At 40.0% G+C, this 14,196-nt stretch carries 13 protein-coding genes; 1 reads left to right on the forward strand and 12 read right to left on the reverse strand.

The window, feature by feature from the left end; translation table 11 throughout:
• Positions 1 to 4: 4 nt before the first annotated feature.
• The 12 genes from mraY to mdh form a co-directional block, all read right to left on the reverse strand.
• Entirely contained in the window at positions 5 to 1,087 is a 1,083-nt protein-coding gene (mraY, locus tag H4J38_RS02750) for a phospho-N-acetylmuramoyl-pentapeptide-transferase (protein WP_182129213.1), read from the reverse strand.
• Positions 1,087 to 2,487, reverse strand: coding sequence for a UDP-N-acetylmuramoyl-tripeptide--D-alanyl-D-alanine ligase (gene murF, locus H4J38_RS02755; RefSeq protein ID WP_182129215.1), 1,401 nt, complete (start codon positions 2,485 to 2,487; stop codon positions 1,087 to 1,089). Before murF ends, mraY begins: the two co-directional genes overlap by 1 nt.
• Positions 2,484 to 4,094 carry a UDP-N-acetylmuramoyl-L-alanyl-D-glutamate--2,6-diaminopimelate ligase gene (locus H4J38_RS02760; RefSeq protein ID WP_182129217.1) on the reverse strand — a complete coding sequence of 537 codons (1,611 nt, stop codon included), beginning with the start codon at positions 4,092 to 4,094 and terminating at the stop codon, positions 2,484 to 2,486. Before H4J38_RS02760 ends, murF begins: the two co-directional genes overlap by 4 nt.
• A complete protein-coding gene (locus tag H4J38_RS02765; protein WP_182129219.1) occupies positions 4,087 to 5,844 on the reverse strand; it encodes a penicillin-binding protein 2 in 1,758 nt (585 codons plus the stop codon). The genes H4J38_RS02760 and H4J38_RS02765 overlap by 8 nt, the downstream gene beginning before the upstream one ends.
• Positions 5,845 to 5,865: 21 nt before the next feature.
• A complete protein-coding gene (gene ftsL / locus H4J38_RS02770; protein WP_182129221.1) occupies positions 5,866 to 6,180 on the reverse strand; it encodes a cell division protein FtsL in 315 nt (104 codons plus the stop codon).
• A 15-nt stretch (positions 6,181 to 6,195) separates the two neighbouring features.
• Complete coding sequence (gene rsmH, locus H4J38_RS02775; RefSeq protein WP_182129223.1) at positions 6,196 to 7,137, reverse strand: 16S rRNA (cytosine(1402)-N(4))-methyltransferase RsmH; 942 nt, start codon at positions 7,135 to 7,137, stop codon at positions 6,196 to 6,198.
• Positions 7,138 to 7,187: 50 nt separating this feature from the next.
• Positions 7,188 to 7,646: a division/cell wall cluster transcriptional repressor MraZ gene (mraZ, locus tag H4J38_RS02780; RefSeq protein WP_182129225.1), complete on the reverse strand. Its 459-nt coding sequence runs from the start codon at positions 7,644 to 7,646 to the stop codon at positions 7,188 to 7,190.
• A 276-nt stretch (positions 7,647 to 7,922) separates the two neighbouring features.
• The gene (locus tag H4J38_RS02785; protein ID WP_182129227.1) at positions 7,923 to 9,029 is read right to left on the reverse strand and encodes an ABC transporter ATP-binding protein; all 1,107 of its coding nucleotides are present in this window, start codon (positions 9,027 to 9,029) and stop codon (positions 7,923 to 7,925) included.
• Positions 9,026 to 10,654 carry an iron ABC transporter permease gene (locus H4J38_RS02790; RefSeq protein WP_310733434.1) on the reverse strand — a complete coding sequence of 543 codons (1,629 nt, stop codon included), beginning with the start codon at positions 10,652 to 10,654 and terminating at the stop codon, positions 9,026 to 9,028. The genes H4J38_RS02785 and H4J38_RS02790 overlap by 4 nt, the downstream gene beginning before the upstream one ends.
• A gap of 24 nt (positions 10,655 to 10,678) precedes the next feature.
• A complete protein-coding gene (locus H4J38_RS02795) occupies positions 10,679 to 11,692 on the reverse strand; it encodes an extracellular solute-binding protein (protein ID WP_182129229.1) in 1,014 nt (337 codons plus the stop codon).
• A gap of 173 nt (positions 11,693 to 11,865) precedes the next feature.
• The gene (locus H4J38_RS02800) at positions 11,866 to 12,375 is read right to left on the reverse strand and encodes a YcxB family protein (RefSeq protein WP_182129231.1); all 510 of its coding nucleotides are present in this window, start codon (positions 12,373 to 12,375) and stop codon (positions 11,866 to 11,868) included.
• Positions 12,376 to 12,556: 181 nt separating this feature from the next.
• Positions 12,557 to 13,492: a malate dehydrogenase gene (gene mdh, locus H4J38_RS02805; RefSeq protein WP_182129232.1), complete on the reverse strand. Its 936-nt coding sequence runs from the start codon at positions 13,490 to 13,492 to the stop codon at positions 12,557 to 12,559.
• Between the two features lie 202 nt (positions 13,493 to 13,694).
• Here mdh and argR point away from each other — a divergent pair, with 202 nt between their 5' ends.
• The gene (gene argR / locus H4J38_RS02810; protein ID WP_182129234.1) at positions 13,695 to 14,168 is read left to right on the forward strand and encodes a transcriptional regulator ArgR; all 474 of its coding nucleotides are present in this window, start codon (positions 13,695 to 13,697) and stop codon (positions 14,166 to 14,168) included.
• Positions 14,169 to 14,196 lie beyond the last annotated feature (28 nt).

The raw sequence follows: 14,196 nt of genomic DNA on the forward strand, positions 1-14,196 counted from the left end.
ATTTTTACCTTAATTTCAGAGTGGCTAAGCCAATCAAAACTAACACTAAAGAAATTATCCAAAAGCGCACTATCACTCTTGGTTCGGGCCAACCTTTTAACTCATAATGATGATGAATTGGCGCCATACGAAATATTCGTTGACCACGTAATTTGTATGAGCCTACCTGTAAAATTACCGACAGCGTTTCGATAACAAAAACACCGCCCATAATAAATAACACTAATTCTTGTCTAACCAATACAGCGATAACACCTAATGCAGCACCTAAGGCAAGCGAGCCAACATCGCCCATAAATACTTGCGCAGGGTAAGTGTTAAACCACAAAAATCCTAAGCCAGCACCGACAATGGCGGTACAAACAACAACAAGTTCACTCGCTAAAGCGATATGGGGAATATGTAAATATTCAGAAAAATTAGCATGGCCGGTCATGTAAGCAAAAACGGCGAAAGCTCCTGCGACCATAATGGTCGGCACAATGGCAAGGCCATCAAGACCATCGGTCAAGTTAACTGCATTACTAGTACCAACAATAACGAAATATACTAAGCCGATATAAAGCAAGCCTAACTGTGGCAACACGTCCTTAATAAATGGAATAAGTAATGTGGTTTCTTCAGGGCTTTGAGAAAATTGATATAAAAAAATTGCCGTGGCTAAACCAATAACGGTTTGCCAAAAATACTTCCAACGGGCAATTAAGCCATTAGCGTCTTTGCGAATAACTTTACGGTAATCATCAACAAAACCAATTAAGCCGAAGCTGACTAAAACAAACAATACGACCCAAACATAGGTGTTAGTTAAGTCAGCCCACAATAAAACGCTGACTACGATGGAGGCCAGTATTAATATTCCGCCCATGGTTGGCGTTCCAGATTTTACTAAGTGACTTTCTGGACCGTCATCACGAACCGTTTGGCCTATTTGCATATTTTGCAAAGCGCGGATCAATTTAGGTCCAAAATATAACGAGATAATCAACGCGGTTAACGTTGATATAATGGCTCGAAATGTTAAATAAGAAAAAACATTGAAGAATGAATAAAACTGGGTGAGATACTCACCTAACCAAAGTAACATTATGCCTGCTCCTGCATAGTCTGACTGTTATGCCATTGAATAATGTCAGCTACTACGTATTCCATATGAGCACTGCGCGAACCTTTTACTAAAATAGTCACTTGCTGTTCTTCACCCTGAAGTAACTGCTGTAATCGTGACAATAATTTATCTTTACTACTAAAATGTTGAGCCAGTGTCTCTTGTCCTTGATAAAAGGCATCAGAAGCATTTTGACTTAATACGCCTAAGGTCAACAAATCGTCAATATTCTTATTTTTAGCATGTTCGCCAACTTGTTGATGATAACGACGAGCTTCTCCGCCTAATTCACCCATATCGCCTAGAATAAGAATTCTACGACCTGAATAACTTGCCAATAAGTCTGACGCTGCATTGATTGATTCGACGTTAGCATTATAGGTATCGTCAATTAATTTAGTGTTGCTATCAAGTTGATGTAAATTCAAGCGCCCTTTAACCTCAGCCATTTCAGCTAAGCCTAAACGAATATCTCCTAAACTCGCACCAAACTCTAATGCGATAGTCGCTGCCGCCACTGCATTGCAGACGTTATGATGTCCTGGCACAGTTAGTGCGATCTCAACGCTGCCAATTGGGGTCGTTAAGGTAAAATTCGCACAGCCATTGTCATCTAAAACTTCTTGATGACTGTAACAATCTGCGATGTCTTTACAGGAAAATCGCAGCACTTTTTTATCCGTTAAGCGCCATTGCCATTTATCAGCCCACTGTGTGTCTTGGTTATATATCGCAACACCACCAGCATTTAAGCCAGAAAAAATTTCACCTTTTGCGCGCGCCACGCCACATAAATCGCCGAAACCTTCTAAGTGAGCAGCAGCAATATTATTAATAATGGCGACATCAGGTTTAACCAGTGCTGAGGTATAAGCAATTTCACCAATGTGATTAGCGCCTAATTCCACCACTGCAAAGTCATGTTTTTCTTCTAATCGTAATAAAGTCAGTGGCACACCAATATCGTTATTAAAATTTCCTTTTGTCGCCAGTACATTGCCTAAGCGATTTAAAATCGCAGCAACCATTTCTTTTACGGTGGTTTTACCACTGCTACCGGTTATCGCAACCGTTTTAGGCGCTACTTTTGCTTTTACATAAGCGCCAATTTCGCCTAATGCCCTATGCGTATCTTCAACGACGATTTGCGAAATAGTAAGATCATCTTGTGCTTTTTGGACAATAACAGCGCTACAGCCGAGTTCACTGGCTTGCGTTAAAAACTTATGGCCATCAAAGTTTGGCCCTTGCAATGCTAAGAAAACATCACCGGCTTTTAATGCACGGCTATCAGTACTAATGGCGTTAATTGTTAAATTTTCACCTATTAATTGGCCATTAATAGCTTTTGATAGTTCGTTTAAGGTTAACGAGATCATACCGTTACCTCTTTTTTTGATGTATAAAATTCTTTCACTACAGCGCGTTCATCATAATGGCGTTTTTCATTGCCAAAAATAATGGTGTCTTCATGACCTTTTCCGGCACAAAGCACGACATCATCGGCAGCGGCTTGTGTTAATGCTGTTAAAACGGCGGTTTTTCTATCTAATATTTTATCAAAGCGGGTTGTTTTTCCTAAGCCTGCAATAATATCTGCGGCTATGGCATCAGGGTCTTCGCTGCGAGGATTGTCGTTAGTAATGATAATTCTGTCAGCTTTACTTTCAGCCACTTTAGCCATTAGTGCTCGTTTGCCCACATCACGATCGCCACCGCAGCCAAATACTAGCCATAATTTGCCGTGACAATGTAAGCGACAAGCATCTAACGCGCTAGCCAATGCATCAGGGGTATGAGCGTAATCGACTACAGCCGTAGGTTTTCCTGATGACGAAAATGCTTCCATGCGGCCAATAATGGGTACAAGTTGCGTGATTGCTTTGGCAATAGTAGCAAGGTCAATGTTTTCGACCATTAACACAGCAATGGCGGCCAGAAGATTTTCAACATTAAAGTCACCTAACAGCTGGCTTTTAATTTCACATTCACCCTGCTCGGTAACCAGCTGAAAACTAACCCCGTTGGCATGATGTTTGACATTCAAAGCTTGTACGAAGTAGGTATATTCAGCAATATGTTTATCTCGACCATAAACCACAACCGCTTGTGCTTTTGGCCAATTTTCTAGCCAGCTTTGCGCTTGCTTATCATCGCCGTTAATTACGGCAACTTGCTTATTATCGCCAGTAAATATTTCCTGTTTCGCCGCGGCATATGCAGACATGGTCTGATGATAATCTAAATGATCGCGGCTTAAATTTGTAAACACGGCGGTATTGAATAATGTCGCACTAACGCGTTTTTGCGCCAAGGCGTGTGATGACACTTCCATCGCAACATCAGTGATATTTTGTTCAATAAACAACGCCAATAATTGATGCAACTCTGTCGCACCGGGCGTAGTGTTTTCAATGGTTTGCAATTGCGCTAGTTTGCCTGCGCCATTGGTGCCAATAACAGCACAATCTTTCTGACAATAATCGAGTAAGTTAGCAATAATTTGGCTAGTGCTAGTTTTTCCATTGGTGCCAGTAATGCCAATAATATTTAATGACTTTTGTGGTTCACCATAAAACGCTTTTGCAACATTAAATAAATTATCGTTAAGCTGGAAATAACTTAATACCGGTGTTTGAGAACCAGACGCCTGTTCAAACCATGTCAATTGTCCATGCTCTGATAGTGCAGTGGTTTCTTGCAATATCATCGCGCAATTTGCAGATATTGCTTGTGCAACATATTCACGTCCGTCGCGTAAGCTACCAATAACCGCGCAGAATACATCACCGGCACTTAATGCTCGTGTGTCGTTAACTAAGTTAGCTTTCTCAGAGACTGATTGCTGACTAAAATTTGCTTTGAATTGCGCTTCTAATTGTGAGGTATCACTCGATGAAAGCGTAATTTTACCAAAGCTTAAAACCGCTTCAATAGCGGCAAAGTTTCTTGGTGCGTTAGAAACGTCTAAAGCGTGATCAAACATGGTCACGCTCCTTAGGTATACTTTCAACTTTTTGCTCTGTTTTCACAGAGGTCACTCGCGTGTTCGCATCGGGCGGTACATTGAGCAGCCGCAGCGTGCCCTTCATAATTCGGGAAAAAACTGGCGCGGCCACTTCACCGCCATGATATAAATCGCCACCAGGATCATCAATCACCACCACCACCGCAATTTCGGGATCTGAAATCGGTGCTACCCCAGCAAATAAACCAACATAGTCATTACCATAACCACCGGCAAACGCTTTAATCGCTGTACCGCTTTTACCGCCTACGCGGTAACCATCAACTTTTGCTACCGTATAATGTTGATTAACAACATTTTCTAGCATTTCCACGACATTTTGACTATTTTTAGCAGAAAAAATACGTTCATGTTTTTGCTTAGCTAGCGATTGCGCGTCTTGTTTTAAAATTGTTAAGGGTGTTTTAATACCGCCATTCGCTAGTGTTGTGTAAAAACGCGCCAACTGAATCGGGGTAATTGCCACCCCGTGACCCCATGATAATGTCGCTAATTCAAATTTTGACCAACGCGCTCGGTCATGCATCATGCCTGAACTTTCACCGACAAGACCGGTACCGGTTTCTTCAGAAAATCCCGCGTCAAAAAATTTATCAATCAGGTAATTTTTTGGGACTGATAAAGCCAACTTAGTGGTACCCATATTAGAAGAATGAACCAATAATTCTGATAAGGTAATTTTGCCAAGATAACGAGGATCAGAAACACGACTGCCACCTAAGCGCATCCAACCAGGGTAGGTATCAATAATACTGTCTTTTTTTACGCTGCCAAATTCCAAGGCCGTTAATACTGTTAGCGGTTTCATGGTCGAACCCGGCTCATAAATATCAGTAATAGCGCGGTTACGAAAGCGATGTATAGCAACACCAGAGCGATTATTTGGGTTATAAGAAGGGCTGTTAACCAGTGCTAATACTTCACCTGTATTAACATTAGTAACCACTGCTGAGCCTGATGTAGCTTTAAATGCTTTAACCGCGCCTTTTAACTCACGATAAGCCAGTGCTTGAATACGTTGGTCGATACTCAAAGTGATTGTTTTAGGTTGTGTTGACGCTTTTACTGATAAAATTTCTATCTTGCGACCTTTGGCGTCTTTACGATATTTTTTCTCACCGTCTTCACCGGTTAGCAATTGATCATAAACTCGCTCAACCCCTTCAATACCTTTGTCATCAACATTGGTGAAACCAACAAGATGGGCACTTATTTCACCCGCAGGATAAAAACGCTTAGATTCTTTACGTAAATGAATACCAGGGATTTTCAATTCTTGAATATACTTGGCCATTGCCGGTGCGACTTTGCGTTCAATGTAAACGAAACGTTTACCTGGATTTTTAGTGACCCTAACTTTTAGCTTATTAACGTCTTGACCCAATACATCAGCCAACGCCTGCCAATGCTTTGTCATTGACAGAGCATTAGTATCAAAAATTATTTTTGGATCTGCCCACACGGTTTCTACCGGCACACTTATGGCTAATTCATGACCATTGCGGTCTACAATTGAGCCACGTTGTACAGTTTTAGTATTGGTACGCAGTGAACGATTGTCGCCCTGCTTTTTTAACATGTCAGGTTCAAACACTTGAATATAAGCAGTACGCGCCATCAAACCAGCATAAATCAGCACAACAGCAGCTATCACAACGTAAAAACGCCATGCTACTGTTTTAGGATTATATTGTGCTGGTTTTTTCATTGCCCTACTCGTGGTAATAAATCATTGTAATTTAATAATAATTTCCGAGCTTGCATCTGGCCTTGTCATATTCAGTTGCTTTTCTGCGCTGCTTTCGATGGCGCTATGCTCGGCTAAGCTATTCTGTTCTAGTAACAAGTTACGCCATTCAATTTCTAAGGCATCGCGCTCGGTTAATAACACTTCAATTTTACTGGTTGTCTGTCGATTTAAATGGGTAAAGTAAATTACCGAAAACGCTGAGAGCAAAACCAATAATAAAATGCCGTAGATAACTAAATGGCGTTGAATGTCATGCCAAATATCAAGTGTTAACACAACTTTTTGGGTTGCCATACTAAAGCGCCATAATTAGCGCGCTAGCCTCTGTGCCACTCTAAGTACTGAGCTGCGAGAGCGCACATTTTCTTCCACTTCATCTTTTGTTGGCTTTAACTTGCGGCCAATTAAGCTCAAGTTTTTACCTTTATTTAATTCTTCTTCACTGATGGGCATACCGCGTGGTACTTTTTTACCTTGCGAGTGCTTTTTCATAAACTGTTTTACTAATCTGTCTTCGAGTGAGTGAAAGCTTATGACGACCAAGCGACCATCAGTGGCGAGAACTGACAAAGATGCCGCCAATACTTTCTCAATTTGCTCTAACTCGCTATTGATGTAGATACGAATTGCTTGAAAACTGCGTGTTGCAGGATGCTTTTTCATCTCTCTTTGTGGTGCAGTTTTCTTAATTAATTGCGCTAATTGCCCAGTGCGTGTCAACGGTGTTACTTCACGTTCATCAACAATGGCGTTAGCAATGCGCCAAGCATGTTTTTCTTCGCCAAACGTACGTAGCACCCATGTAATATCTTCAACATCAGCAACCGCTATCCATTCGGCTGCTGTTTGGCCACGCGTAGTATCCATACGCATATCAAGCGGGCCATCTTTCATAAAACTAAAGCCGCGTTCTGCTTCATCAAGCTGTGGAGATGAAACGCCAAGGTCTAATAAAATACCGTCTATTTTTTCAGTTAACTCATGCTTATCAACAATCATTTGTAAATCAGCAAAACCATGATGTTCGATAATAAAGCGCGGATCATCGGCATACTTTTCTGCCGCGGCTATTGCTGTTAAATCTCTGTCTATCGCAATCAAGCGCCCGTTTGGCCCTAGATTTTCAAGAATTAAACCTGAGTGACCGCCACGACCAAAAGTACAGTCGATATAAGTACCTTCTGGTTTTATAGCGAGTCCTGTAATCGACTCGGCAAGCAGAACTGAAATATGTGCATTATCGTGTTGCATTATGAGTTTATCGACGCCATCTAGTTATCATTATTTTATTCAACGATTTATCATAAAGATAAATCAAGTAAACGGTCAGTGAGCTCTATTTCACCTGACTGAATTTTCGCAATGCCTTGCTGCATTTGGTTTTGCCAAGCGCTATCATTCCAGATTTCAAACTTTCTCAACTGACCGACCAACATCAAGTTCTTTTCCAAGCCCGCATGTTGTCGCAGTGGTCCATTAATTAATAAGCGGCCACTTTTATCAATTTCGCAATCTGAGGCATTACCTAATATCACTTGTTGTAATAATCGCTCTTGTGGATTCATACTCGACAATCCACAAAGTTTTAATTCTATTTCTTCCCATTCGGGTAGCGGGTATAACAATAAACATGGATGCTGAATATCCACGGTACAGACCATTTTTCCTTGGCAATCGGCAAAGAGCTCCTCGCGATACCGCGTGGGCATCGTAATTCTATTTTTGCTGTCGAGCGTTATTGCGCTAGTGCCTCTGAACATAATCCACTTTATTGTTTTGGGATCACCTGTGATCCACTAATTCCCACTTTTTCCCACATTGATACAGTTTAGTGAGTAAAGCGAACTTATGTCAAGCAAAGTTTTCGTAAATCGATCACGCTGAGTGCCTATAAAATAAAGGCTTTGAGGGAAGTGAATGAAATTGTGGGCTTTTGTGGATCTGTTACCCAATTTAGCCTGAGAAATTAATTATTTTTAGCTAAAAAAGTAATTTTAGTGTCACAAATTAGCGACAATAACGGTGAAGTTGCGCTATCAGTGGTGTTTATGAACGGCATATAGGTTAAAACGCTCTCCCTTTAACCTAATCGCTAACTTATCCCCTAATACATAAAGTTCTTGGCTATAAAAGCTCAAGTGTGAAAAGGCTAAGGCAGTATGTTGCTCAATACTGCTCAATAAATAATGATAGCCTTGCTCGGTAACACCAATATGTTCGACGATGACATTATCAGGCTGTTGCTGACATAACTCAATATCATTAGGCTTAACAAGTAATTGGTAATTAAGTGTCGTGTTACTACTTTTATCTACTAAAGTGTTAACGAGAGCACAGTTGGCTAATTGGCCTATTAAGCTAGAAATAGGTAAATCATTTTTATACGCCTTTAATACGACCGGCAGCCAACTCCCCAGCTGTAAAAAATCAGCCACTTGCCAACTATTAGGATGTTGGCAAACCTGTGCAGGTGCACCTATTTGTAATACTTTACCTTGGTGCATAACCGCAATTTTATCAGCAAAAGTAAAAACTTCATCTTTGTTGTGAGTAACAAAAATGGCGGTCATACCTAAACGCTTTAATAACTGCCTAATTTCAATCATTAACTCGTTACGTAATCTGGCATCGATATTTGAAAAAGGCTCGTCGAGTAACAGTAAGCTAGGCTGTGGTGCCAATGCACGAGCAATAGCGACTCGCTGCTGCTGTCCACCAGATAATTGATGTGGGTAACGTTGCCCAAACTCTGCTAATTCGAGTAAAGCCAGTAATTCTTCACAGCGCTTACCTTGTTCTGCTTTGGTTAGTTTTTTCAGGCCAAAGCAAATATTTTCATTAACACTTAGATGAGGGAACAACGCATAATCTTGAAATATCATACCGATATTACGTTCTTCAGCCGGCAGCATGTTAGCAATACTTATTTTGATTTGCTGATTTTCACTGGTGTTAATTTCGATGGTGCCAGCACTTTGTGCAATAAAACCAGCTAAGGTATTAAGCAAGGTTGTTTTACCACAACCGCTGGGGCCAACAAGCCCTATTATTTCACCTTTTTGCAGTGATAAATCAACTTGCGATAAAATTACTTTTGATTGTAATTCAACCGCTAAATTTTCAATATTAATAAGTGGCTTCACTTGCTGTCCTTCTGGCGGTTAAGAAAAATAATAGGTAATAAACCAAACAACACAATTAAGATAGCGCCTAACGCGCCTTGTTCTAAGCGTTCATCAGAAATAAGCTGATATATCTGGGTACTTAATGTTTCAAAGTTAAAAGGTCTTAATAACAATACCGCAGGTAACTCTTTCATGGCTTCAACAAACACTAACAACCAAGCCACTAGAATAGATGATTTTAATAGCGGTAAATGTACACGAAAAATAGTCGATAGGGTTTTTACACCTAAACTTCCTGGCGCTAAATCAAGTGACTTAGGGATTTGACCAATACCTGCGTTAATTGTGCCATTAGCGATGGCTGAAAAGCGCACCACAAAGGCAAAAACGATGGCAAATATCGTACCTGATAGAATTAACCCAGGGGCTTTAAAATCAAACGCTTTGGCAACGTCGTTAATAGCATGATCTAATGGGCCAAAAGTGGCTAACATCGCCATAGCAAGCACTGTACCTGGAATGGCATAACCAAAACCAGAAATTTGCAGTGGTATCATACGAGCGCGACTTTGATGTAAACGTTGAAATAAAGCCAGCATTAGTGCAATTAATGTGGCGATGGTGGCACTATAAGTCGCAATTTTGATACTGTTTTTGCCCGTAGCTATTAAGGCAACAAGCTGATTGTAGTCGGCATAATCGACAGCCATTGCTAGCAATAAAATAACCGGTAACAAAAAACCAGAAAAAACTAAAAACCAACAAAATATACTGGCAATTATTTGCTGAGCAAAAGAGAGTTGCTTGCGCTCATGTTCTGTATTGGGTCGGCTAGATTGATGGCGTTGTCCTGCTCTAGCCCGTTGCTCGGCAACCACGATAAATAAAATAAACAGCATCAGCACACTGGCTATGGCATTTGCCGCGGCAAAATCGCTGTAACCCAGCCAAGTATCGTAAATAGCCGTCGTTAAGGTATTAACAGCAAAGTATTGCACGGTGGCAAAGTCGGCCAATGTTTCCATGGTGACGAGTGCTAATGACACCGCAATGGCTGGGCGAGCTAAAGGTAAGGCCACTTGGTAAAAACTTTGTCGCTCCGTGCAGCCCAATAACCGACTTGCTCTTAACAGGTTTCGGTCTTGTTGCTCAAAAGCAGTACGTGTCAGCATGTAGACGTAAGGAAACAATACCAGTGCAATAACAACCGCCGCACCGCCTATGGTTCTAATATCAAAGAAGTAATAATCATTGGGAGATTGCCAATCAAACCAAGCACGTAATAAACGTTGCACAGGGCCGGCATAATCAAATAAATCGGTATATAAATAAGCCACCAGATAGGCAGGCATTGCCAAAGGTAACATCAGTAACCATCTTAACTGCTTGCCCATAACAATATTAGTTTGACTAATAAGGGCGGCAGCCGGTACACCAAAGCAAAATGACAGCAAAGCCACCAATACACCAAGCACTAACGTATTACGAATATACTCAGGTAATACCGTAGCCCATAAATGCGTAAAAAGATCGCTAGAGGTATTAATGCTCCCCCATAACATCACCACAATTGGCGACATTAATGCTAAGGCAAAAAACCAGCTGAAAAACTTCCAACTGGTATTTTTGTTACCGGTAAGCACGAGTTGCGATCTTAATGATAATGGTTATAAATCAAATTGTGCTTTATCTAGCAAAATCAAAGCGGTTTTTCTTTGTTTAGCGATAGTTTCAAGTGATAAATTATCGGCTTTAAATTGCCCCCAAGAAGCCACTAATTTAGAAGGTTCGACTCCTGGACGCACTGGATATTCCATATTGGTTTCTGCATACATTTTTTGTGCAGGCGCTGACACTAAAAAGTTCATTAAAGCCAATGCATTAGCTTTATTAGGCGCATATTTGGCCATAGCCATTCCAGAAATATTGACATGGGCACCACGATTACTTTGATTAGGGAAATTAATATAAACAGCGTCAGCCCAGACCTTTTGTTTTTCATCTTTTAGCATATTGCCAAAGTAATAACTGTTGCCTAATGATATGTCACATAAGTTTTGGTGAATAGCTTGCACTTGTGCGCGATCACTACCTTGGGGTTTACGCGCTAAATTAGCTTTAACTTTTTGTAGCCAGGTTAGCGTGTATGCTTCACCGTGTTCTGCGATCATAGACGCGACTAATGCAACATTGTAAGGATGCTTACCACTGCGAGTACAAATTTTACCTTGATACTTTTCATCAGCAAGGTCTTCATAATTAAAATCAATTTCACCTAATCTTTTTGCTGAGTAAATATTACGAACGCGTGTCGTCAGCGCATACCAAGTATTGTCCAATGCTTTATATTGCGCTGGAATTGCTTCAGTCAGCTCAGTAGATTCAGCTGCTTGCAGTAAGTCTTTTTCTTTTAATTCAATTAAACGACTAATATCAGTGGTTAATAAAATATCAGCGGGGCTATATTCACCTTCACGTGCCAGTCGTTCAGCCATACCTTGTTTTGCAAAAACTACATTAACCTTAATGCCAGTTTCTTTAGTGAACTCATTAAATAAAGGTTCAACCAAAAACGGTTGACGGTAAGAGTAAACATTCACATCGTCATTTGCTGCTACATGAATACTTGCACCTAAAAGTGCGACGAAAACAAAAGAAGAAAACCAGATTTTATGCAACATGAAGCCCGCCTGAAAAATTATAAAATTGATGAATTTATATATGCCGCAAGACTAATGAAGATACCGAACTCTGTCAAGGTTTTTGCGAACTATTCTCATTCAACTTTTATAAAGTTTCTATAAAAACAGTTGATATAAATTGATAAAAACAAGCAATAAGCGCTATCTTTAGGCTAGTGACTAATTTTAGCTTCTAAAAAAGCCTTGCTGGGTTCATCAAGGCAACGGTTAGAAATATAGTGCCTATTGCCTTTATGGCTTATTAGCCAGCCATTATCTGTGGGAGTTAATCGCTCTATATCACTAAATTGCATATTGTTATCATTATAGAATGACGATATGTGAATACTTTCTTCGTTGATTTGTAAACTGACCTCAGCTTTGGCTACTTTACTTAACATCTGACGTGCAACCCACCACGATTTTTTATAGTGGCTACTAACAATCTCCAATATACCCAAAGAAAAAATAAACCACGCCGCATAAGGATTTAGTTCTGAGAACATCACCAATGCTGCACCAACCAGTACCAATAACGCTCCTTTTTGATATAAAGAGATAAATGTTTGTGCTTGAACAGATTCGTCAAAGCATTCACTAAAATGAGATTTGTCTAAAATAAAGTTTGTTTGGTAACTAAAAGAGCTGGTCATAATACCGTCATAATCAATAAAGTTAGCCACATTTTACCTATATCTTGAGTTAATTACTATTTTGTCATTTCAAACTTTACTGTTATCCATTATTTATGGCTTATGATGACCTTTATGAATATTCCCTTCATTAAGATAACGCTGACTTTAAGAAAATTTAGACAATAAAAAACCGCGATTAACGCGGTTTTTAAAGTAAAACTTATAAAGCTTAGCCGTTGATAAAATCAACACCTTCTTTGATATCTGCTTTTAGTGTTGCAAGCATGTCATTTTTTGCTTTTTCTTCAAAAGCACTTAGCTCGCCGTATGGTAATATTTCAGTAATACCATTAACACCTAAACGTACTGGGTGAGCAAAAAATGGCGCATCACCACCTTCAACTTCTACGTAAGCGTAATCAACAACGTCTTCACCTTGTAAACCTTTAACTAAAGATAAACAAAAACGAGCAGCAGCTGCGCCCATTGAAAGCGTAGCAGAACCACCACCAGCTTTAGCATTTACAACTTCAGTACCCGCATTTTGAATGCGTGGCGTCAACGCTGCAACTTCTTCATCAGAGAAAGTAACACCTTCAACTTGTGAAAGAAGTGGTAAAATTGTGGTACCTGAATGGCCACCAATTACCGGTATTTTCACTTCGCTTACGTTCAAGCCTTTTAATTCAGCAATGAAAGCTTCAGAACGAATAACATCAAGAGTTGTTACGCCAAAAACACGGTTTTTATCGTAAGTACCCGCTTTTTTGAAAACTTCAGCAACAATTGGCACTGTACCGTTTACTGGGTTAGTAATAATACCCACTAACGCTTTAGGACAACTTGCAACAATGCCTTCTGCTAAGGTTTTAATAATACCAGCATTAACAGCAAATAAATCTGCGCGGTCCATACCTGGTTTACGTGGCATGCCCGCGGGAATAATTACAATATCAGCACCTGTTAGCGCGCCAGCTAGATTGTCAGCACCAAAACCAGCAACTTTTACCGCTGTTGGGATGTGTGATAAATCAACGGCAACACCTGGAACCACTGGTGCAACGTCATATAAAGATAGCTCAGAACCTGCAGGTAATTGAGTTTTTAATAGTAAAGATAACGCTTGGCCGATTCCGCCAGCAGCGCCTAGCACAGCAACTTTCATTCGATGTCTCCGAAGATTTGAGTAATTACGTAAAATTTGTCGGCCAAAAGATATAGCATAAATGGCCAAAAAACAATGATTATTCATCTGTATTGACTTATAAGGATAACGTATAATAAAAATTATGAAATAATACTTAGGTATAAAATAGGTATTATAAATCAATAATAGTCGACCATAATTTATTACTTCATGGACCTATATGAGCGGACAACAAAAACAAGAAGCGTTAGTACAAGCATTCAAAGATTTATTAAATCAGGAACAATTTAGTTCGCAAGGTGATATTGCCGAAGCTTTAAAGTCTCAAGGTTTTGAGAATATTAGCCAATCTAAAGTATCACGCATGTTAAGCAAGTTTGGCGCAGTACGAACGCGTAATGCCCGCCAGGAAATGGTTTATTGCTTGCCTGCAGAACTAGGTATGCCCACCGCTAAAAGCCCACTTAAACAACTTGTACTCGATATAGAGCACAATGACGTGATGATCATTATTAGAACTAGTCCTGGAGCGGCTCAATTAATAGCCCGCTTGCTTGATAGCTTAAGTAAAAGTGATGGTGTACTCGGTACGATTGCGGGTGATGATACTATTTTTATTGCCCCAACTGATGTCAAAACCATTAAACAAACCATTTCTAGACTTGAAGCGTTATTTTTGAAAAATTTAACGTAAGCATTGGCTTGAAAATTTTGTATTACTC

The sequence above is a fragment of the Colwellia sp. BRX10-3 genome, from assembly GCF_014077505.1.
GTDB lineage: Bacteria > Pseudomonadota > Gammaproteobacteria > Enterobacterales > Alteromonadaceae > Cognaticolwellia.